This is a genomic window from Actinoplanes sp. NPDC051388, from assembly GCF_055586225.1.
In genome coordinates this window covers 179,917-200,640 of sequence record NZ_JBVJIP010000002.1, presented here as the reverse complement: position 1 = coordinate 200,640, position 20,724 = coordinate 179,917, and the positions used below count along the sequence as shown (strand labels likewise).

Annotated in this window: 21 protein-coding genes and 2 tRNA genes; 13 read left to right on the top strand and 10 right to left on the bottom strand. The window is 68.7% G+C overall.

Annotated elements, in window-relative coordinates; translation table 11 throughout:
• Positions 1 to 475: 475 nt before the first annotated feature.
• The 6 genes from gyrB (at position 476) to ACZ6TI_RS05140 (ending at position 6,432) form a co-directional block, all read left to right on the top strand.
• The gene (gene gyrB, locus ACZ6TI_RS05165) at positions 476 to 2,428 is read left to right on the top strand and encodes a DNA topoisomerase (ATP-hydrolyzing) subunit B (protein ID WP_465343715.1); all 1,953 of its coding nucleotides are present in this window, start codon (positions 476 to 478) and stop codon (positions 2,426 to 2,428) included.
• A gap of 137 nt (positions 2,429 to 2,565) precedes the next feature.
• Positions 2,566 to 5,079 carry a DNA gyrase subunit A gene (gene gyrA, locus ACZ6TI_RS05160; protein ID WP_465343714.1) on the top strand — a complete coding sequence of 838 codons (2,514 nt, stop codon included), beginning with the start codon at positions 2,566 to 2,568 and terminating at the stop codon, positions 5,077 to 5,079.
• A 3-nt stretch (positions 5,080 to 5,082) separates the two neighbouring features.
• A complete protein-coding gene (locus tag ACZ6TI_RS05155; RefSeq protein ID WP_465343713.1) occupies positions 5,083 to 5,991 on the top strand; it encodes a DUF3566 domain-containing protein in 909 nt (302 codons plus the stop codon).
• Positions 5,992 to 6,076: 85 nt separating this feature from the next.
• Positions 6,077 to 6,150, top strand: a tRNA-Ile gene (locus tag ACZ6TI_RS05150).
• Between the two features lie 40 nt (positions 6,151 to 6,190).
• Entirely contained in the window at positions 6,191 to 6,319 is a 129-nt protein-coding gene (locus tag ACZ6TI_RS05145; protein ID WP_233625464.1) for a DLW-39 family protein, read from the top strand.
• 40 nt (positions 6,320 to 6,359) lie between these two features.
• A tRNA-Ala gene (locus ACZ6TI_RS05140) sits at positions 6,360 to 6,432 on the top strand.
• A gap of 588 nt (positions 6,433 to 7,020) precedes the next feature.
• Here ACZ6TI_RS05140 and ACZ6TI_RS05135 read toward each other — a convergent pair.
• A complete protein-coding gene (locus ACZ6TI_RS05135) occupies positions 7,021 to 7,419 on the bottom strand; it encodes a VOC family protein (RefSeq protein ID WP_465343712.1) in 399 nt (132 codons plus the stop codon).
• An 89-nt stretch (positions 7,420 to 7,508) separates the two neighbouring features.
• Here ACZ6TI_RS05135 and ACZ6TI_RS05130 point away from each other — a divergent pair, with 89 nt between their 5' ends.
• Positions 7,509 to 8,438, top strand: a complete 930-nt coding sequence (locus tag ACZ6TI_RS05130; RefSeq protein ID WP_465343711.1) for a helix-turn-helix transcriptional regulator — start codon at positions 7,509 to 7,511, stop codon at positions 8,436 to 8,438.
• On the opposite strand, the gene ACZ6TI_RS05125 is transcribed toward ACZ6TI_RS05130, so the two are convergent.
• Both ACZ6TI_RS05125 and ACZ6TI_RS05120 read right to left on the bottom strand, forming a co-directional pair.
• Complete coding sequence (locus tag ACZ6TI_RS05125) at positions 8,431 to 8,730, bottom strand: hypothetical protein (RefSeq protein WP_465343710.1); 300 nt, start codon at positions 8,728 to 8,730, stop codon at positions 8,431 to 8,433. The genes ACZ6TI_RS05130 and ACZ6TI_RS05125 overlap by 8 nt on opposite strands.
• Positions 8,731 to 8,738: 8 nt before the next feature.
• Positions 8,739 to 9,689, bottom strand: coding sequence for a helix-turn-helix transcriptional regulator (locus tag ACZ6TI_RS05120; RefSeq protein ID WP_465343709.1), 951 nt, complete (start codon positions 9,687 to 9,689; stop codon positions 8,739 to 8,741).
• Positions 9,690 to 9,785: 96 nt separating this feature from the next.
• On the opposite strand from ACZ6TI_RS05120, the gene ACZ6TI_RS05115 reads away from it, so the two are divergent.
• Genes ACZ6TI_RS05115 through ACZ6TI_RS05100 form a run of 4 tightly spaced genes read left to right on the top strand, consistent with a single transcriptional unit; the run spans position 9,786 to position 11,506 of the window.
• A complete protein-coding gene (locus tag ACZ6TI_RS05115) occupies positions 9,786 to 10,205 on the top strand; it encodes a VOC family protein (protein ID WP_465343708.1) in 420 nt (139 codons plus the stop codon).
• A 1-nt stretch (position 10,206) separates the two neighbouring features.
• Positions 10,207 to 10,416, top strand: a complete 210-nt coding sequence (locus ACZ6TI_RS05110; RefSeq protein WP_465343707.1) for a dodecin — start codon at positions 10,207 to 10,209, stop codon at positions 10,414 to 10,416.
• A gap of 26 nt (positions 10,417 to 10,442) precedes the next feature.
• Positions 10,443 to 10,871: a SufE family protein gene (locus ACZ6TI_RS05105; RefSeq protein WP_465343706.1), complete on the top strand. Its 429-nt coding sequence runs from the start codon at positions 10,443 to 10,445 to the stop codon at positions 10,869 to 10,871.
• 2 nt (positions 10,872 to 10,873) lie between these two features.
• Positions 10,874 to 11,506 (top strand): DsbA family oxidoreductase, encoded by a 633-nt coding sequence (locus ACZ6TI_RS05100; protein ID WP_465343705.1) that lies wholly within the window; start codon positions 10,874 to 10,876, stop codon positions 11,504 to 11,506.
• Between the two features lie 21 nt (positions 11,507 to 11,527).
• On the opposite strand, the gene ACZ6TI_RS05095 is transcribed toward ACZ6TI_RS05100, so the two are convergent.
• Together ACZ6TI_RS05095 and ACZ6TI_RS05090 are read right to left on the bottom strand one after the other, a co-directional pair.
• On the bottom strand, positions 11,528 to 12,076 hold the full coding sequence (locus tag ACZ6TI_RS05095; RefSeq protein ID WP_465344286.1) for a YbaK/EbsC family protein: 549 nt from the start codon (positions 12,074 to 12,076) through the stop codon (positions 11,528 to 11,530).
• A gap of 18 nt (positions 12,077 to 12,094) precedes the next feature.
• Positions 12,095 to 13,051: a phosphotransferase family protein gene (locus tag ACZ6TI_RS05090; protein WP_465343704.1), complete on the bottom strand. Its 957-nt coding sequence runs from the start codon at positions 13,049 to 13,051 to the stop codon at positions 12,095 to 12,097.
• A 248-nt stretch (positions 13,052 to 13,299) separates the two neighbouring features.
• Between ACZ6TI_RS05090 and ACZ6TI_RS05085 the strand changes: the two genes are divergently transcribed.
• Positions 13,300 to 13,800 (top strand): hypothetical protein, encoded by a 501-nt coding sequence (locus ACZ6TI_RS05085; RefSeq protein ID WP_465343703.1) that lies wholly within the window; start codon positions 13,300 to 13,302, stop codon positions 13,798 to 13,800.
• 126 nt (positions 13,801 to 13,926) lie between these two features.
• Here the strand turns inward: ACZ6TI_RS05085 and ACZ6TI_RS05080 are convergent, their stop codons facing one another.
• Both ACZ6TI_RS05080 and ACZ6TI_RS05075 read right to left on the bottom strand, forming a co-directional pair.
• Complete coding sequence (locus ACZ6TI_RS05080; protein WP_465343702.1) at positions 13,927 to 14,295, bottom strand: YciI family protein; 369 nt, start codon at positions 14,293 to 14,295, stop codon at positions 13,927 to 13,929.
• Between the two features lie 1,120 nt (positions 14,296 to 15,415).
• A complete protein-coding gene (locus ACZ6TI_RS05075; protein WP_465343701.1) occupies positions 15,416 to 16,591 on the bottom strand; it encodes a VOC family protein in 1,176 nt (391 codons plus the stop codon).
• A 120-nt stretch (positions 16,592 to 16,711) separates the two neighbouring features.
• Here ACZ6TI_RS05075 and ACZ6TI_RS05070 point away from each other — a divergent pair, with 120 nt between their 5' ends.
• Positions 16,712 to 17,683 (top strand): sulfotransferase domain-containing protein, encoded by a 972-nt coding sequence (locus ACZ6TI_RS05070; protein WP_465343700.1) that lies wholly within the window; start codon positions 16,712 to 16,714, stop codon positions 17,681 to 17,683.
• A 269-nt stretch (positions 17,684 to 17,952) separates the two neighbouring features.
• Here the strand turns inward: ACZ6TI_RS05070 and ACZ6TI_RS05065 are convergent, their stop codons facing one another.
• From ACZ6TI_RS05065 to ACZ6TI_RS05055, 3 genes are all read right to left on the bottom strand, one after another.
• Entirely contained in the window at positions 17,953 to 18,684 is a 732-nt protein-coding gene (locus tag ACZ6TI_RS05065; protein WP_465344285.1) for an aminoglycoside phosphotransferase family protein, read from the bottom strand.
• A gap of 110 nt (positions 18,685 to 18,794) precedes the next feature.
• Complete coding sequence (locus ACZ6TI_RS05060; protein WP_465343699.1) at positions 18,795 to 20,060, bottom strand: class I SAM-dependent methyltransferase; 1,266 nt, start codon at positions 20,058 to 20,060, stop codon at positions 18,795 to 18,797.
• A 144-nt stretch (positions 20,061 to 20,204) separates the two neighbouring features.
• A complete protein-coding gene (locus tag ACZ6TI_RS05055; protein WP_465343698.1) occupies positions 20,205 to 20,723 on the bottom strand; it encodes a helix-turn-helix domain-containing protein in 519 nt (172 codons plus the stop codon).
• Position 20,724: the final 1 nt, after the last annotated feature.

The following is a 20,724-nucleotide window of genomic DNA, read 5'->3' as shown; positions in this document are numbered from 1 at the left end:
GGGGCGAAAGGTTACGACACCACCGCCCGCCGTCGTCAGGCAGTGTCGCAGCGCGTGGCCGTCGAGCCCGGCAGGCGCGCCCCAGCGGACCCCACCCGATCATTCGCCGTTGCGGAGCACTCGCAGGCCGTGTAGGTGGTCGCCTGGGAGGGGGTGTCAACGGCGCTACGGCAATCTGAGGCACCCGGACGGGGTGCCGGACCCTCGATAACTCGCGTCGGCGGAGTAGAATTACCGGAGACCGGGAAACCGCCCTGTTCGGCGTCGCAGTGAGTTGTCTGACGTCACGCTACGCGGTTTTCCAGCCGATCACGATCCGCGGGTGACCCGCGGCGACCGGCGCGCTCGGTTTCACCGGTGGTCCGCCTCCTCCCCGCGGGTCTCGTCGGTGCTGCCCCGTGCCCGCCGGCCGCCGACGAGCGCCTGCCAACCCGTGTCGGGCCCCTGGGGCCCCGGTGCGAGAAAGTGGCCGAGGGTGGCAGAGAAAAAGCAGGAGTACGGCGCAGAGTCGATCACCGTTCTGGAGGGCCTCGAGGCCGTCCGCAAGCGTCCCGGCATGTACATCGGCTCGACCGGCGAGCGCGGCCTGCACCACCTGGTGCAGGAAGTGGTGGACAACGCGGTCGACGAGGCCATGGCCGGCTACTGCGACACCATCAAGGTGGTCATTCTGGCCGACGGTGGCATCTCGGTCACCGACAACGGTCGCGGCTTCCCCGTCGACCTGCACCCAAAGCTGAAGAAGCCCGGCGTCGAGGTGGCCCTCACGGTGCTGCACGCCGGCGGCAAGTTCGACGGCAAGGCGTACGCGGTCTCCGGTGGTCTGCACGGGGTCGGCGTCTCGGTGGTCAACGCGCTGTCCACCCGGATGTTCGTGGAGATCCACAAGTCCGGCTTCGTCTACCGGCAGCACTACTCGGCGTCCAAGCCCGGCCCGCTGGAGAAGGGCGAGGCGACCGACACGACCGGTTCCACGGTCCAGTTCTGGCCGGACCCGACGATCTTCGAGTCCGTCGTGTTCGACTTCCAGACGATCTACCGCCGGCTGCAGGAGATGGCGTTCCTGAACAAGGGCCTCTCCATCTCGCTGATCGACGAGCGGCCCGACCAGCTGGACGAGAACGGCAAGCAGCGCCAGGTCACGTTCATGTACGAGAACGGCATCGCCGACTTCGTGCGGCACCTGAACAACACCAAGAGCGCGATCCACAAGTCCGTGATCATGTTCGAGTCCGAGGCCAAGGACGAGGGCATGGCGGTGGAGATCGCGATGCAGTGGAACGAGTCCTACGGCGAGTCGGTCTACACGTTCGCCAACACGATCAACACGCACGAGGGCGGCACCCACGAGGAGGGCTTCCGCGCGGCGCTGACCAGCATCGTCAACCGCTACGGCGCGGAGAAGAAGTTCCTCAAGGGCGACGAGAAGCTCTCCGGTGAGGACGTCCGCGAGGGCCTCGCCGCGATCATCTCGGTCAAGCTGGCGAACCCGCAGTTCGAGGGCCAGACCAAGACCAAGCTCGGCAACACCGACATGAAGGGCTTCGTGCAGAAGGTCGTCAACGAGTGGCTGGTCGACTGGTTCGAGCGCAATCCCACGGACGCCAAGCTGATCATCACTAAGGCATCCCAGGCTGCGCGCGCCCGGATCGCCGCCCAGCAGGCCCGCAAGCTGGCCCGGCGCAAGTCGCTGCTGGAGTCCGGCGCGATGCCCGGCAAGCTGGCCGACTGCCAGTCCACCGACCCGACGGTGTCCGAGCTGTTCATCGTCGAGGGCGACTCGGCCGGCGGCTCGGCCAAGCAGGGCCGCGACAGCCAGATCCAGGCGATCCTGCCGATCCGCGGCAAGATCCTCAACGTGGAGAAGGCCCGGATCGACCGGGTGCTGAAGAACAACGAGGTCCAGGCGCTGATCACGGCGCTGGGCACCGGCATCCACGAGGACTTCGACGTCGCCAAGCTGCGCTACCACAAGGTGGTGCTGATGGCCGACGCCGACGTGGACGGCCAGCACATCCAGACGTTGCTGCTCACCCTGCTGTTCCGCTTCATGCGGCCGCTGGTCGAGCTCGGCCACGTCTATCTGGCCGCCCCGCCGCTTTACAAGATCAAGTGGAACAACAAGGGCGACGACGCGCAGTACGCGTACTCGGACCGGGAGCGTGACGGTCTGATCGCGCTGCGGCAGCAGAAGAAGCCCAACGCGAAGCCGAACGACATCCAGCGGTTCAAGGGTCTCGGCGAGATGAACTTCCGCGAGCTGTGGGACACGACGATGGATCCGGCCACCCGGACGCTACGTCAGGTGACGCTGGACGACGCCGCAACCGCCGACGAGCTCTTCAGCGTGCTGATGGGCGAGGACGTGGAAGCCCGGCGATCGTTCATCCAGCGCAACGCCAAAGACGTGCGTTTCCTGGACATCTGAGGCGGGTGAGCGGTGCCGGAAGCGGTACCGCTCACCGTGGGTTATCCCCAGCTTCAGCGGCTTTCCACAGTGTTATCCACAGCCATATGCGCACTCTAGGCCTAGATGTCTGTTTTTACCTTCAGTAAGGGTTAACTGTGACTGACACTCCCGAGACCCCGGCCGGCGACGAGCCCCAGGACGTTCCCGGCGGCGGAATCTCCCAGCGCGTCGAGCCCGTCGGCCTCGAGGTCGAGATGCAGCGGTCCTACCTCGACTACGCGATGAGCGTGATCGTCGGCCGCGCGCTGCCCGACGTCCGTGACGGCCTCAAGCCGGTGCACCGCAAGATCCTTTACGCGATGTACGACGCCGGCTTCCGCCCCGACCGCGGCTACGTGAAGTGTGCCCGTGTCGTCGGTGACGTGATGGGCAACTACCACCCGCACGGCGACTCGTCGATCTACGACGCCCTGGTCCGGATGGGCCAGCCCTGGTCGTTGCGCTACCCGCTGATCGACGGCAACGGCAACTTCGGCTCGCCGGGCAACGACCCGCCGGCCGCCATGCGTTACACGGAGTCGAAGCTGGCGCCGCTGGCCATGGAGATGCTGCGGGACATCGACGAGGACACCGTCGATATGCAGGACAACTACGACGGCCGGGCCAAGGAGCCCACGATCCTGCCGGCGCGGTTCCCCAACCTGCTGGTCAACGGGTCCGAGGGCATCGCGGTCGGCATGGCCACCAAGATCCCGCCGCACAACCTGCGCGAGATCGCGGCCGCGGTGCAGTGGTGCCTGGACAACCCGGAGGTCGACGAGGCCACGACGCTCGAGGCGCTCCTGGAGTTCGTCAAGGGCCCGGACTTCCCGACCCGCGGTCTGATCGTCGGCCAGCAGGCGATTCAGGACGCCTACCGCACCGGTCGAGGGTCGATCCGGATGCGTGCCGTCGTCGAAGTCGAGGAAGACGCTCGGGGCCGTCCCTGCCTGGTCGTCACGGAACTGCCTTACCAGGTGAATCCGGACAACCTGGCCGAGCGGGTGGCGGAGCTCGTCAAGGAGGGCAAGCTCACCGGGATCGCTGACATCCGGGACGAGTCGTCCGGGCGTACCGGGATGAGGTTGATCCTGGTTTTGAAGCGCGACGCGGTCGCCAAGGTCGTGCTGAACAACCTTTACAAGCACACCCAGCTGCAGGACACGTTCGGCGCGAACATGCTCGCCCTGGTCGACGGCGTGCCGCGCACGCTGAACCTGGCGCAGTTCATCCGCTACTACGTCGAGCACCAGATCGAGGTCATCCGCAGGCGCACGGCCTACCGCCTGCGCAAGGCCGAGGAGCGCGCGCACATCCTGCGCGGCCTGGTCAAGGCGCTGGACATGCTCGACGAGGTGATCGCCCTGATCCGGCGCTCGCCGACCGTCGAGGACTCCCGGCAGGGCCTGATGCAGCTGCTCGACGTCGACGAGATCCAGGCCGGCGCGATCCTGGACATGCAGCTCCGCCGGCTGGCCGCGCTCGAGCGCCAGAAGATCATCGACGAGCTGGCCAGGATCGAGATCGACATCGCCGACCTCAAGGACATCCTGGCCAAGCCGGAGCGGCAGCGGGCCATCGTCAAGGAGGAACTGGCCGAGATCGTCGCGAAGTTCGGCGACGAGCGAAAGACCCAGATCATCCCGTTCGACGGCGAGGTCTCGATGGAGGACCTCATCACGCGGGAAGACGTTGTGGTGACGATCACACGCACCGGTTATGCGAAGCGCACCAAGGTCGACCTGTACCGGTCGCAGAAGCGCGGCGGCAAGGGCGTGAGCGGCGCATCTCTGCGCCAGGACGACATCGTCAGCCACTTCTTCGTGATCAGCACGCACGCCTGGATCCTGTTCTTCACGAACAAGGGACGGGTCTATCGGGCCAAGGCATATGAGCTGCCGGAGGCCATGCGCGTGGCCAAGGGTCAGCACGTCGCCAACCTGCTCGCCTTCCAGCCGGACGAGCACATCGCCCAGGTCATCCAGATCCCGAATTACCAGGTCGAGCCCTACCTTGTGCTCGCCACTAAGAATGGTCTCGTGAAGAAGACCCGACTCGAGGAGTTTGACTCCAACCGCAGCGGTGGCATCATCGCCATCAACCTGCGGGAGGATGACGAGTTGGTGGGCGCTTCGCTGGCCGCGTCGGAGAACGATCTGCTCCTGGTCTCGAAGCGAGCCCAGGCGATCCGGTTCAACGCCACGGACGAGGCGTTGCGGCCGATGGGCCGGGCGACCTCCGGTGTGATCGGCATGCGCTTCGGCGAGGCCGACGAACTCCTCGCGATGGAGGTGGTTCGTGAGGGCATGGACGTTTTGGTCGCGACCAACGGTGGGTATGCGAAGCGGACGCCGATCGAGGAGTACCCCGTGCAGGGGCGGGGTGGCAAGGGCGTGTTGACCGCGAAGATCACGGAGCGTCGTGGCGGACTGGTCGGTGCGTTGGTGATCAGCCCGGAGGATGAACTGTTTGCCATCACCAGCAATGGTGGTGTCATCCGGACTCCCGTGAAGCCTGTACGGCGCACGCGGGATCGGAACACAATGGGGGTCAAGCTGATGGACCTCCCTGAAGGTGTGACCATCGTGGCGCTTGCTCGTAATGCCGACGAGCCTGACGAACAGGACTAGTTGATGACGGAGACAACGGCGAAGTCGGGGAACTCGGGGACCTCGACATCTCCGGTCGACGAGACGCCGGGCAAGAACGGCGCTGATTCGGCCGGACGCGACGCCGCCGGCCGTGACGCGGCCGGCCGTGCGGCGGTGCCCGCCGACGGCTCGTCGTCAGCGCCAAAGTTCACCCGGGCTCCCGGCATGGCCCCGCCGCCCGGCGACCCGGGAAAAGACCAGCAGGATGAGGCGAAGCGGCCGGGTGGCCCCGCTGTGGCGAAGGGTTCCGCGACTGTGCCGATCGTCACAAAGGGAAACGCCGGTCAGCCGGCCGGCAACCCGGCTGCCAACCGCGGCGGCGCTGGTGGGAATGCCTCCGGACGCACCGGGGTAATGCCGCAGGCGGCGCCACCGCGGACCGGACAGGCCCCGCCGCAGGCGCCGAACGAGGCCGGCAAGCGCCCGGGTGGCGCGGCCGGCTCCGCCGCTGTCGGTGCCGCCCGGGTGACCGAGACGGTGCGCGCGGCGCGCCAGACGGTCACCTCGGCCGCCGCCCGTGGCCCCCGGCGGGCCCGGCTGAACCTCAAGCGCATCGACCCCTGGTCGGTCATGAAGTTCTCGTTCGCGGTGTCCGTGGTGCTCTTCATCGTGGTCGTCGTCGCCACCTCGGTGCTCTATCTGGCCCTCGACGCGATGGGCGTCTGGGGCGAGGTCAACCGCAGCCTCGGCGACCTGGTGAACGCCAGCGGCGGCGAGGCGGCCGGCGGCGGCTTCCGGGTGACCGCGTGGGGCGTCATCGGCACCTCGATGCTCGTCGGCGCGGTCAACGTGGTGCTCTTCACCGCGCTGGCCACGCTCGGCGCGTTCATCTACAACGTCTGCGCAGACCTGGTCGGCGGCGTCGAGCTCACCCTCGCCGAGCGCGACTGACCGTCACTCGCCTCGGGGGCAGCCGACCGGCTGCCCCCGATTTTGGGTGGCGCTGCGCGGTACGCTAACCTCGGTGTCGCGTTACGGGGCTATAGCTCAGTCGGTTAGAGCGCAGAGCTGATAACTCTGAGGTCGATGGTTCGATTCCATCTAGCCCCACCCTTTCCCCGTCCAGGTCTCATCCGCTTTGGAGACAGCCGTGCTGAAGAAACTCCTGATCGTGGCCGGTGTGATCGGTGCCGCGGCGTTGATCGTCAAGCGGGTCAAGGCCTCCAGCGACGAGCGTGCGCTGTGGCACGAGGCGACGACCGCGCCGGACCTGCGCTGACGGCTGCAGTTCCCGGGACCTGGATAGACTGGGTTTCTTCGGGGCCCTAGCTCAACTGGCAGAGCACCGCCTTTGCAAGGCGGGGGTTAGGGGTTCAAGTCCCCTGGGCTCCACTCGACTGGGGCCGAGGTCTGTCCGCGGGGTGCGCGGACCTGGCAGTCTCGTTTCCTTGCCTTTGCCTGGGCTTCGCCCGGCAAGAGCGGGGGCTCCGCCACCCGCACCCCCGCTGCCGTTGGGTTGCTGGCCGTTGGTGGTTGGGCTTGGGCGGGTTTGCCGTTGGCGCCTCGAGCTTCCCTGGGTGCCGCCCGTGCCACCCATCCCGCGCCGCCTTGGCCCGTTGGCCGTGCCGCGCCGCCTTCGTCGCGCCGCCCTCCCCGCGGCGCTTTGGCCCGTCGGCCGTGCCCGCGCCGCCTTCGCCCGCGCCGGCCTACCCCGCGCCGGCCTACCCCGCGCCGGCCTACCCCGCGCCGGCCTACCCCGCGCCGCCTTCGCCCGCGCCGGCCTACCCCGCGCCGGCCTACCCCGCGCCGGCCTACCCCGCGCCGGCCTACCCCGCGCCGGCCTACCCCGCGCCGGCCTACCCCGCGCCGCCTTCGCCCGTGTCCGTGTCGGCCGTGCTCGTGCCGCTCGCCCCCTCGTGCCGCTCACCCCGTGAGCCCTTACTTGCTGGCCTTGCGGTTGCGGCTGGGCTGGGTGGTGGGTTAGCGGGTGAGCTTTTTGATTGCTGCTTCTGTTAGTGGGGTGAAGAAGTTGATCAGGTTCTTGTCGGGGTCTCGGAACAGGAGGGAACGGTTTCCCCACGGCATTGTGGTGGGGGTTTGGACGAAGCCGGTGATGACCTTGGTTAGTGACTTGTAGGTTGCGTCCACGTCTTCGACTTGGAACTCGATGATGACTGTGTGGTTGTCGGCCGGGCGGGCGGCTCCGGAGGCGAACAGGGAAACCGTGCGGGTGCTGCCGATCGCCAGCGTCGCGGCTGGGGTGTTGAGTTCGGCGAAGTCCTCCGTCGACCAGGTGGCTTGGACGCCCGTCACCTGCTCGTAGAAGGCGACCAGGCGGTTGATGTCGTCGGTGATCATGCGGATCGATACGAAGTTCATGTGGGGACGGTAGGCCTGATACTGGACAGGTTGAGTCCAGTATTTGGAGTAAGTTTCGCGGTGTGGCGGGATCCACCAATCGCGTTCTGATGTTGCTCGAGCTGTTGCAGTCGGGTGGCACTCGGACCATGACCGAGCTTGCCGGCCGTCTTGGGGTTGGTGAGCGCACTGTGCGGCGTTATGTCGAGTCGTTGATTGAGCTCGACATTCCCGTGGAGTCGGTGCGGGGTCGGTATGGGGGATATCGGCTGGGGGCCGGCTTTCGGATGCCGCCGCTCATGCTCAGCGATGACGAAGCCCTGGCCGTGCTGCTCGGGCTGGTTGCCGGCAGTCGGGCGGGGCTCGCGACGGCGACGGGCACCGCAGGGGAGACCGCTGCGGCAAAGATTCGGCGGGTGCTGCCCGCGCGTCTCGGGGAGCGGCTCGATGCGGTGTTGGAGACGCTGGCGTTCACCACGCCGGCCGGGGAGTTTCCGGTGCCGGAGACGCCGATCCTGCTGGCTGTCGCGGATGCGGTTCGGCACCATCGGCCGCTCTCGATCAGATATACCGCCGGTGATGGGCGGCGCAGCGAACGGACGTTGCATCCCTATGGGCTGGTCGCGCACTCGGGGCGGTGGTACGTGACGGGGGTGGACCCGGGGATCGGCGAGGATCGGACGTTGCGGCTGGATCGAATCTCTGATGCGCGGGCGCTGCCCGGGGCGTTCGAGCCGCCCGGCGACGTCGACGCCAGTGAGCGTGTCCTAACTGGACTCGCGCGGGCCGCGTACCGTCATGAGGTTTTGATCTTGATCGAGGGGACGGTCGAGCAGGTGCGGGCGCGGCTTCCGGCCAGCGTCGCGCGTCTCGACGAGGGCGCTGACGGGTGGCTTCGGGTCGAGATCCGGGCGGAGCGGCTCGACTGGCTGCCGGGGGTGCTCGCGTCGCTCGACCTGCCGTTCGTCGTCGAGCGACCGGACGAACTGCGCGACCGGGTGCTCGCGGTGAGCGAACGAATGGCGGCGGCGGTCAGGTGAGATCGGTGACGGACAGGGCGGACAGGGCGGGGGCGCCGGCCGCGGGAATCGGGAACGTGCCGCCGGCGGCGGTGGGGGACCAGCCGAGAGCCACGCCATGGGTGATCAGCGTGCGGACGTCGTCGGCCGTCGGCAGGCTGTAGGTATCCGGCGGGGAGATCAGGTCGGCCTGCAGCGCGCACCCGCTCTTGCCGGAACCCCAGACCCGCACCCGCACGAACCGGTCGTCGCCGGCCTCGGTGATCGTGGCCCGCCAGGTGAATTCACGACCGTCCAGGTGCAACGTGCGCAACGGCGACCTCATCGGACGGCCGCGGCATATCGGCGGGACAGCTCTTCGAGCATGGTTCGCAATTCTGGTGGGTGCTGGACCTCGAAGTCGACGTCCAGCGACGTCAGGAACGTGATCAGGTCGCGCAACGACTCGGTGCCGGTGTCGAAGAGGCAGGTCCGGTCGTCGATCGGGGTGAGCAGGCCGGCGGCCGGTGGCAGGCGGTCGGCCATCTCCGCGTGCGAGGCGTGCAGGCGGATCCGGGCCTGGTGGCGGTAGGCCAGCGAGCCCGTGCCGCGGACCACGTGCCGGGCGGCGTCCTCCGGCGGCTCGCGCGGGGCGAACCGCGGGCCGGCCGGCAGCCGCGGCTGGATGCGGTCGGCGCGGAACGTGCGCCAGTCATCGCGGTCGCAGTCCCAGGCCAGCAGGTACCAGCGGCGGCCGGTGTAGACCAGTCGGTGCGGTTCGACGCGGCGGATCGAGGACTCCGAGTCGCGGCTCAGGTAGTCGAAGCGCAGCTGCTGGTGGTCCCGGCACGCCGCGGCGATCGTGGTCAGGGTGTCGGCGTCGACCGTGGCGCCGCCGCCGGCCGCGGAGACGGTGGCGTGGCGGAGCGCGTCGAGCCGGTGGCGCAACCGGGCCGGCAGCGTCTGCTCGAGCTTGGTCAGCGCACGCAGGGACGTCTCCTCGATGCCGGTCACCGTGCCGGCCGCCGCCACGCGCAGGCCCACTCCCACCGCGACCGCCTCGTCGTCGTCGAGCAGCAACGGGGGCATGGCCGAGCCCGGGGCCAGCCGGTATCCGCCGGTGAGGCCGGTGCTCGACTTCACCTCGTACCCCAGGATCCGAAGTCTTTCGATGTCGTTCCGGACCGTGCGAGTCGTCACGCCGAGGCGGCCGGCCAGGTCGGCGCCGGACCAGTCGCGGCGGATCTGCAGCAGCGTCAGCAGGCGGAGCAGGCGCACCGAGGTGTCCAACATTCGCGAAGTCTCTCACCCATTGCGGAACGGGAGGTTCCACAAGTGCCGATAGCGTCAACGGCAGAACGAAGACGACGACGACGAGAGGACAGACCGATGAGCCTGCGTGGATTCGCCACCCTGAACATCTGGGCCGACGACGTGGCGGCCGCCGCCGATTGGTACGCGAACTTCCTCGGCGTGCAGCCCTATTTCCACCGCAACGGGCCGGACGGGAAGCTCGCCTACGCCGAGTTCCGGATCGGCGACTACCAGGCCGAACTCGGCATCGTCGACCGGCGCTGGGCACCGAAGTCGGCGGCCACCGAGCCGGGTGGGGCGCTGATGCACTGGCACGTGGACGACCTGGCGGCGACCGTCGAGCGGCTCCTCGACCTCGGCGCCAAGGAATTCGAGCCGATCACGCCGCGCGGCGATACCGGGTTCGTGACGGCGTCGGTGGTCGACCCGTTCGGCAATGTGCTCGGGGTCATGTACAACCCGCACTACCTGGAGATCTTGGGGGAGACTCGGTGACATGAGTAATCACGTCTATCGCCTCAGCGAGATCGTCGGCAGCAGCCCGGACAGCGTGGACGACGCGATCCGCACCGCCCTGCGTAAGGCCTCGCAGACGGTGCGCAACATCGAGTGGTTCGAGACCCAGGAGATTCGCGGCCAGGTCGTCGACGGAGACGTCGCGCACTTCCAGGTACGCCTGAAGATCGGGTTCCGGGTCGAGGACTGACCGCCCGGCCGACGTAGGGTCGAAGCGTGACCGACATGCCGCCGAAGCTGGCCGAGATCGTCGACGAGTTCGCGTCGGCGCCGCGTGACGTGGTGCTCGAGATGTTGCTCGAGTATTCGGACGCGGTGCCGCCGCTGCCCGCTGAGTTGCAGGGGCACGAGGGCATGGAACAGGTCCCGGAGTGCCAGACGGCGTTCTTCCTGAAGGCCGAGGTGCAGGCGGACAAGACGGTACGCACCCTGTTCGACTGCCCGCCGGAGGCGCCGACGACGCGCGCGTTCGCCGGCATCCTCGCCGAAGGTCTGGCGGGCGCGACGATCGACGAGATCCTCGCGGTGCCCGACGACCTCTATGCGCGGATGGGCCTCGGCCAGTCGATCAGCCCGCTGCGGATCCGCGGCGGCACGGCGATTCTGGCGAGGCTGAAGCGACAGGTGCGGGAGCAGTCGGAGTGAGCATGGACATTCAGGTGTGGTCGGACGTCATCTGCCCGTGGTGCTACCTGGGCAAGCGGCGGCTCGAGGAGGCGCTGCGGGGTGACTCGGTCAGCACGGTGACGTACCGGGCGTTCCAGCTCGACCCGTCTCCCGTGCCGGCGCCGGTGCCGCTCACGCAGGCGCTCGCCGCGAAGTTCGGCGGGCCGGCCCGGGCTGAGCAGATGTTCGCCCACGTGCGGTCGCTCGCGGCCGCCGAAGGGCTGGAGCTCAACTTCGACCGCGCGATCTTGGCCAACACGTTCGACGCGCACCGGCTGATCGCCTGGGCCGCCGCCCAGGGGCGGCAGGCCGCGATGCTGGAGGCGTTGCAGGTCGCGCACTTCACCCACGGGGTGGACATCGGTTCGCACGCGGAGTTGGCCGGGATCGCCGGCGCGATCGGCCTTTCCGCGGGGTCGGCCGCGGAGTTCTTGGGTACGCGCGACGGGGTCGACGAGGTGAACGCCGATTTGCAGGCGGCGCACGACTTCGGCATCACGAGCGTGCCGACATTCGTGATCGATGCGAAGTATGCGGTGCAGGGCGCGCAGGAGGTCGAGACCTTGCGGGCTGCCTTCGCGGAGATTCAGCGGCGTGAGTCCGTACCCTCTTGATCTTGCTGTTCCACGTGAAACCTAGGCCTCTCGGGCCAACCCCTCGATGACGACGGCTCCCGGCAGCGCGCCGAGCGCCGGGCCGGCGATGGCGATCTTGCTGTGCCGCACTCCGGAACCGATGATCACGTGCGTCTGCGCGACGATCCGGGCGTCGACCAGCACCGGCCAGTCCTTGGGCAGTCCGATCGGCGTGATTCCGCCGTATTCCATGCCGGTGAGCCGCACGGCGTCGTCCATCGGCGCGAAGCTCGCCTTCCGGGCGTCCAGGTGCTTGCGCACGACGCCGTTGACGTCCGCACGGGTGGTGGCGAGCACGACGCAGGCCGCGTAGCGCGTGACGTCGCCGCGGCGCCCGGCCACGATCACGCAGTTGGCCGACTGCTCGAGCGTCACGTCGTAGGCCTCACAGAACGCCGCGGTGTCCGCAAGCTCCGGATCAATCGGCGCGACCAGCACCTGATCACCGTCGATCGGCGCCTCGGCCGGCCACACCTCGAGGGCGGCCGCGACCGGCTGGGCGAGCAGGTCAAGGCGGGACAGAGCGGGTTCGAGCTTCAGGCTTCCGATCACGCCCGCCATCTTCGCTCAATGGTGCGTGGGTAGGTAGTCCCGCCACGGGTGCGTCCCCAAGAGGTGCTCGATCAGCGACTGCAGGGCTGTTGCTCGTTCTCGCTGCCATTCGCGATGCGTGGGCATGCCCGGATGGGCCGGCAGCGTCGAGTTGCGGCGCCACATGCCCGCCTGGGCGATCACGAATCGTGAGGCCTCGGCGGGCTGATCGGCGAGCTGAGCCAGGGCCTGGCGTCGGGCGGTCTCCGGGCCGTCAACGTGACCTGCCGCCATCACGTCCGCGGCGAGCAGTGCGCGGTCCAGCCAGCGGGCTCCCATCGAGCCGTATCCCCAGTCGACCAGGGCGGCTCGACCGTCGGTGGAGTCGATGATGATGTTGTCGCCGCGGACATCCTGATGGCTGAGCTGCCGGCCGCTGGTCCAGCGTCGCCATCCGGCCGTGGCGGCGACCAGGGGCTTGATGTGGTGCCTCTCCCAGGCAGTCAGGGAGCCGGGGTCGGCGGCCAGCTTCGCCCAACCGTCGAGGTCGGGCAGGCGTTGGAGCACTGCCGGGACGCCGGGCGGAGCGGAGATGTCGGCCAAGACGGTGAACGTGCGGGCAGCCGCTCGGACCGACGAGGTGGTCCAGGGCGGGCCGGCCACCGGGCCTGGCACGAAGTCCGTGACCAGCGCGATCCAGTCGCCGTCCTCGGCGACGCCGCGGAGCCGAGCGGCGGGGACCTCCGCGGGCATGACCTCGAGGATTTGGGCTTCTTGCCGGTACAGCTGGTGCGAACCGGCGTTGACCGCCCTGGTGATCGCCTTTGCGAAGACTCGGACGCCGCTGCTTGATGTCAGGACGGCGGCCGGGCCGGGTGACATGCCGCCGGTCACGTCGTGAGAGTCGATTATGCGGTCGCCGACGCAGCGCTCGATCCGGTGGCGCAGGCCGGGCGGTGTGGTCTGCCACGGCGGCCGAGAGGTGAATGACACGGTCACGGCTCCTGAGCTTGTCACTGTCGGCGCACTGTGCTCGTCGGAAATCGCCGACCGTTGCCGGTGCTGCCGCCTCGCCCGACCCTGAATAAGGCGACTAGTCCCAGCCAGCGGTCGGAATCCTCCGGACGAACCACGCATCCGCGCCGTGATGTGTGCTCGCTCCCCACGGATTCTCAGGCCGGGCTCCAACCTGCCGAGTGTCAGTTGGTGTGGGAGAGCGACGCGGCGCACGGGTAGGCACGGTGAGTGGCCTCGCCCTGCTCGCGGGCGGCACGGCCGTGGCCGCGGTCGCCGGCGGCGCGCATTCGATCTTCGCGACGATCCTGCTCGGCATGCTCACGGTGGGCATGGGACACGCGCTGCTCGAGGAGATCCGGCGGCAGGCCAACCGGTCGATGGCCGGCTGGGCCGCCCACGACACGGTCAACGCGGTCCTCTTGGCAAGCTGGGCGGCGGGCGCGCTGATCGCCACGGTCCTGGCCGTGACCCCCATCCCGGTCCGGGCCGTCGGCCTCATGCTCTCCCTCGGGTACGCCGTGAGCTGCTGCTACTTCGTCGTCCAACGAGTCCGGGCAATCGCCTCCTCCCAGGCAGTGCTCCCCAACGACCCGCCGGCCGTCGTGGGCTCGCCCGCGGCCTTGGACTCGCCCGCCGCCGTGGGCTCGCCAGTCGTCATGGACCCGTCAGCTGTCATGGACCCGTCAGCTGTCGTCGATCCGCCCCGTCGTCGAGGAAGCCGGTAAACCCCACGAATCCTCCGCTGCCTGACCGGCCGGGTTCGATCGGGCGATCCGAGGATCGGGCTTTCCCAAGCCCGATCCTCGGCTGTCACCGCCGCGCGTCCCGTTGAGGTCGGCGCGGATTCGTCCTCACCGGTTGGCTTGGCGAAGCATCTCTTCTGTCTCAGGGTCTGGCATGAGCTCTCGGACGTCTTGCGCGCAGCGACAGGCGACGGCGGTCTTGGCCGCCCACACCAGCGCCTCCTCGCGTGAGGGAACGTCGACGACGCAGAACCCGCCGACCACCTCCTTGGTCTCCGGGAAGGGACCGTCGGTGACCGTCCCGTCCGTGCCCACGACGCTCGCCTGCTGCCTTTCCAGCCCGCCCCCGAACACCCAAACGCCTGCGTTCACGGCCTCCTGAACCACCGCGTGCGCGGCCTTGCCCACGTCGGGCCAGTCCTGGTCCGGGATGTGGTCCATCGCGCCTTCGTTGAACGAGATCAAGTACTGCGGCATGCCATCACTCCCTCTTGCCGGCGACCTCATGCAGCCGCCTCTCACCTGCTCTACGAATTGCTCGCCCCGAAATCGACGCTATGCCCAAGAACTTTCGCCGGACCTCCGCTGCTCGGCGGCGCGGGTGTGTGCGCGGAAATCATGACCGTGGCCAGGAGCCGTCGCAAAGCATCTGCCTGCCGCAGAACGCGCGCCGCAGCTTCCGGCGGGTGGCCACCGCAGTGTTCGGAGGGCTGGCCGACGATGAGATGGCGCACCCCACCGACGTGCGCCAAGGCTCAGGAACATCGGGATCGGCAGGATCTCGCCAACGCCAACACTCGCAAAGAAACCTCACTCCCCGCGTTGGTCCTCCAGCCGACTTGGTCCTCCAGCCGACTTGGTCCTCCAGCCGACTTGGTCCTCCAGCCGACTTGGTCCTCCAGCCGACTTGGTCCTCCAGCCGACTTGGTCTCCAACCTGACTTGGTCCGCCCGACTTGATCCCCACCCCGGAACTGGGTGGGGATCAAGTTAGGGGATAGGTACGACAGGTTTTGCCGCAAGTGGCCATCCCTGTGGATGGCGCCGCTGCGGTCACGCTTCACCGCTTCGGATTAGGCCTCAGGCGTCGGCCCGGGCTAGAGGCGAGCTGGTTGGTCGCGAGCTGGTTGGTCGCGAGCTGTGGTGGTCGCGAGCTGTGGGTCGCGCCAGAGGGAAGCCCGCCGGGGCGGTTCGCGCGCTGGGTGAACGTGAGCTGGGCGGGTCGCGTCGGGGTGGACGTGAGCTGGGCGGGTCGCGTCGGGGTGGACGCACGCTGTGTGGGTCGCGTCGGGATGGACGCACGCTGTGTGGGTTGTGCGCTGGCGTGGTCGCGAGCTTGGGTGGGTCACGCGCCGGGGTGGGTCGAAACAATGTCGGCGGGCTCTGGACGCCAGTTGAAATCTCAGATTCGGCGCCACGAGATCGTCGGAGGATTTGGTGTCTGCGAGTTGTAGCGCCAGCGCGCTTACTGCTCAGAGAGCTACTGCGTGTCGTTCATGGCGTTCACGCATGGCGTGCATGGTCGATGCTGCTTGCGACGACGATCCATCGCTCGGCGATGGGAGGCCGCCAAGCGTTGAGTTCGGCCGGACTTGAAATCATGTCCCGCTGACCAGCACCAGTTCGTTTCCTTCGGGGTCGGCGATTCGCCGGCGATTCTCCGACTCGTCAAGGAGCCGGCCACCGGCTGCGACGGTCGTGGCTAGGCGCTTCTGCGCGAGGTCCGACGGCACGGCGAGCTCGACGTGGATGCGGTTGCGTTGCCGGCGGCGCTCCGCCTCCGATGCGTCGAGTTCTTGGAACACCAGCACCGGGTTCAGTCGCCGCGGGTCGTGGATGTCGCTGGTCCCGGCTCGTCGGTCGTGGATGTAGCCGAGTGCGGCGGCCCAGAACGCTCGTATCGCGGGGACGTCGGCGGCGTCGAGGAAGAGCTGAGCGAAGCGTGGCAGCCCCGGATCCGCCGTGACGCCGAGTTTGCGGGCAGCGGTCTGGATGTTTTCGGCGAGGTCGGTGAAGTCGAGTTCGAGGCCGTGGGCGTCGTCCTCCCACTGGTCCTTACCGCTGTCGATGATCACTAGCCTGGGGCGCAGGTCGACCAACAGCGGGAAGCCCGAGTCGTCGGCCAGCGCTGCCGCCGCGGCGGCAAGGTCGCGCTGCTGCGTGGGCGAGGTGATGCGGTAGCACGCCATCGCGCTGAATACCGCCTGCCAGTCGGCTGTTCCGGTGCTCTCGCCGAGTGCCGCGCCCGGCACCAGGTCGACCTCGTTGCCGTCGGGGTCGGCGTGACGGACCCCGAACGGTCCCGATGGCTCACCAAGATTGACCCGCTCTACCGCTGCGGCCGGGCGCACCACGTCGAGGTGGATACGGTTTCGCAGCGGCCGTGGCTCGCTCGACTGCCGGATCCGTAGCGCTGGGTCGCGCCGCAACGGATCCACCAAGCCGCCGCCCTTCCCGGGTGCGTAGTCGAGCACGCGCTGCCAGAACCGCCTCACGCCAGAGGGGTTCGCGGATTCGAACACGACGCTCAGCTGCTGCAACACGGCAGGGTTCGCGGCCAGCCCGAGATCCCGTGCGGCCGCCGACACCGCCTCGGCGTGCTCGTCCGAGTCGAGGCGTACCCGCATGCCTGTCGCGCGCAGGTCGACGACGATCTCGGCCGACAGCTCCACGATGCGCCCGGCCAGCGCGGCCCCCGCGCTCAGCGAAGGCGTGTCGAACCATGCCGTCGCAACGCCGTCGACCGTCCGCCAATCCGTTCCGATCCCAGCCATGCCCGGCACTGTAGAGCCCATTGCGGACGATCTCCTTCCGGATGGTGAGCATGTCGGCCGGCCGCCTCGGTGAGCGTTAATGGCGATCGGGCAGCGGGCTTGATCTATTAACCTGTCGCGATGCGCTATCGGTCGGATGAAGAGGACAGCGCGCGCTGGGACGGGTTTGCGTTTCGCGATGGGGACATCGTCATCAGCACCCGGTCCAAGAGCGGCACCACCTGGATGCAGATGATCTGTGCGCTGCTGATCTTTCAGACGCCGTCGTTGCCGGCCAGGCTTTCGGCGCTCTCGCCCTGGCTGGATTGGCTGGTTGTCCCGGCCGACGAGGTCCATGCCCAGCTCGACGCCCAGCCGCATCGTCGTTTCATCAAGACGCACACCCCGCTCGACGGGGTTCCGATCGACTCGCGGGCGACCTACATCGTCGTGGCTCGGCATCCGCTCGACATGGCCGTCTCGCTGTTCCACCAGAGCCGCAACCTCGATCGCGCCCGCATTGCCGCCCTAAGCGCCGGGCAGGGCGACCCGCCGCCCGCCCGGCCCGGCGGCGACCCGCCGCCCGCCCGGTCCGCGACGGCGCCGGCCAGCCGCCCCGAAAAGCCGGCCAGCCACCCCGAAACGCCGGCGGAAGAGCCACAGCCACCCCCGATCAAGGAATCACTGCTGCGCTGGATCGACCAAGAGGTTGCGCCGGCTGACGCCATGGACTCGCTCCCCGGCGTCATGTGGCACCTCACCGACGCCTGGCAACGTGCCGCCGACAGCGACAATGTCCTGCTCGTGCACTACGCGGACCTTTCCGCCAACCTCGACGCCGAGATGCGTCGGATCGCGGGACAGCTGCGGGTCGACGTACCCGAAAAGGTTTGGCCTGATCTCGTGGATGCGGCCGGCTTTGCGCGGATGCGGGAGCGTGCGGACGACCTCGCCCCGGACCCGGCCGGCATTTTGAAGGACCGGAATGCCTTCTTTCGGCGCGGCGCCTCCGGTTCGGGGCGGGAGATGCTGTCGGACGCCGAGTTCGCGCACTACCTGGACCGGGCCGCCGCCCTCGCCCCACCCGAGCTGCTGGCCTGGCTGCACCGCTGAGCATCGGCAGACTGGTGAGGCTGCACCGCGGTCGGAGGAGCACCGGTCCAGAGGCCACCCGCGCGCAGTCGAGTTGGCAAGCCGGCCCGGAGTTGACCGCGGCCGCGAAACCTCCGGACACAACAGCTGTGGACGGGCCGGCAGCGGCATAGGCACGTCTCGCGGGGAGCCAACCTTTCCCCACCCCGGAACTGGGTGGGGAAGAACTTAGCGGTGAGGTACGACAGCTTCTTGCCGCAAGCGGCCTCCCCTGTGGATGGTGAACTGACCTAAGGCGCCAGCGTGCGCACCACATCCCAGGCCGGCGGCCAGTCCCGCGCCTCGATCACGCACCGGGCGAAGAGCCACCGCCGCACCCGAAGCTCATCCAACCCGAGCAATCCAGCCATCCGATCCGCGAACCCACCCGGATCCGCCAGCAGCCGCTCCGGAAAGTTCAGCATGTGCTGCAGAGGCTCATAGGCCGGATCCCCGACATACGGCTTCGGATCGACCACCAGCCACGGCTCCCGCTGCGCGGCCAGCACGTTCTCCGGATGCAGGTCCGTGCACAACAGCACCTCGCGGGAGGCCGAGGCGGGCAACTCACCCCACAGCTCGAGCCCGCGCCGGGCCAGACCAGCGTCGGGCGGGACGAACCCGGACCGCTGATAACCCCGCGCCCACATCGCACACATCGACGACAGCGTGCGGAACGAATGCCCGGCCGGCGGCGTGATCCACAGCCGGGTCAGCAGCCCGGCGACGACCTCATCCTGCCCGAGCGGCGGCAACGCGGTGATCAGCGTCGTCCCCGGCTCGCAGGCCTCCAGCAGCAGCGCACAGGTCGACCCGTGCTGCTCCGAAGCCAGCAGCCGCACCGTGCCGTGCCCGTCCCAGACGCGCAACCCATCGGCCTCGTGCAGCGCCTCGTCGTGCAGCCAGCCCACTTTCAACACGACACCCGGCCCGGCCGGCGCGACCCAGGAGGCCGAGCCGCCGGGCTGGAACGGCTCGCCCAGCCGCAGCGACCACCGCGAGGCGAGGTCGTCGATGATCGCCGGCAGGCCTTCCAGCCAGGACCGGACCTCGGGATTGTCCGAAGCCGTCCGGGCCAGGTTGTCGGGGAGAATCAGGTCCAGTCCTCTCTCGTGGGGGGCATGTCGCTGGCGCCGTCGCGCCGTGTCTTCACCGCCAGCACCTGGTTGACGCCGATGCGGCCCCGCTCGAAGGCCAGCGCCGACGCCGCCATGTAGAGCCGCCACACCCGCGCCCGGCCGGCGCTCGTCAGTCGCACCGCCGTCGACCAGTCGGCCTCCAGATTTGCGACCCATGCCCGCAGGGTTCGCGCGTAATGCTCTCGCAACGCCTGCACGTCGCGCACCTCGAATCCGGCGCCTTCGAGCAGCGAGACCGTCGTGCCGAGGGGAGCCAGCTCGCCGTCCGGGAACACGTAGGCGTCGATGAACGACCGCTGCTTGGACGAACCGCGCGGACCGAGCGACGAGATCTGGTGGTTGAGCAGTCGCCCACCCAGCTTGAGCTGGGCGAACAGGACGGCCGCATATTCCGCATAGGTGTCGGTGCCGACGTGCTCGGCCATGCCGACGCTGGAGATCGCGTCGAACGGCCCGTCGTCCAGGTCGCGGTAGTCCTGCACCCGGACGTCCACCTGCTCGGTCAGCCCGGCCTCGGCGATCTGCTTGCGCGCGTAGTCCGCCTGCTCGGTGGAAAGGGTGATCCCGACGACCTCGACCCCATGACTTTGCGCCGCGTGCAGCGCCAGGCCACCCCATCCGCAGCCGACGTCGAGCAACCGCATGCCGGGTTTGAGATCCAGCTTGCGGCAGATCAGGTCGAGTTTGTCGCGCTGGGCGTCGGCAAGATCAAATGCAGGATCAAAAGATGTCCAGTACGCGCACGAGTACACCATGCTGTCGCCCAGCACGATCCGGTAGAAGTCGTTGCCCACGTCGTAGTGGTGGCTGATCGCGTGCCGGTCCCGCCGCCGACTGTGGCGCGTGCCGGACATGGCGATCTCCTCGGCCGGCGGCGCGGGCGGCGGACCCAGGACCCCGAGTCGCACCAGGTCAGCGACGATGGATCGCAGCCGCGGACGGGAGGTGAGCGGCGGACCGCCGAAGATCAGCGTGGACAGGGTGGTCAAGACGTCGTAGATGTCGCCGGAAACGTCCAGGTCGCCGGAGACGTAGGCGCGGGCGAGCCCGAGTTCGTTCGGCGACCAGACGAGCCGGCGCAGCGCCCGCCGATTGCGGATGATCAGGGTGCCCGACCCGCGCGGGCCGGCCTCGGACCCGTCCCAGGCGCGCAACCGGATCGGCAGCGGAGCCTGCAGCAGAGTTTCCAGCAGTGAAGTGAGTTTGGCGGCGGTCGGCATTGGCCCTCCCCAAGCGTGCAATGGGGGTCGCGCTGGGGGAATGCGCCCGCCTGGCCCGTCAGCGCGGCCGATAGTTGATCTGCCGACTATCCACCCGGCACGCACTGATGCATAAGTGCCTGATGTAAATCTGTGATCAGCAACTCACACGCTGCGCAGGATGCGTTCCAGCTGGTCGACGCGCATCCGCCGGGCGTGGCCGCGCCGGCTCTCGGCGTACGCCAGAAGAATGGTTCTGCGCTCGACCTCGGAGAGGATGCCGGCGAACGGGGACGTGCGACGCAGCTGCACGGCGAGGTCGGAGGAGGAGGTCAGCGCCTCGAGCACCGCCTCGACGCCCTGGTCGAGCACCGCGTCCCAGCGATCGAGCCAATCCCACGCCGCGCCGTCCGGATGGATCCGCCGCAGCCGCCGCAGGTTGATCGCCGCGGCCGCGAGCAGCGCCGGCGGGTTCGCGACGAGCTTGCCGGCCACCGCCCGATGCAGCCACAGCGCTTCCATCGCGTCGCGGCCCAGGCCGGGCTCGATCAGCGCCTCCACATCGGACCGCCGGATGCGCCGATGGCCGTTGACCCGCACGAACGGCAGCAGCCCACGCAAACACAGATCCACCACGTGCGCCCGCGAGGACCGCAGCAGAATCGCGGCCTGCCCGGTCGTCACC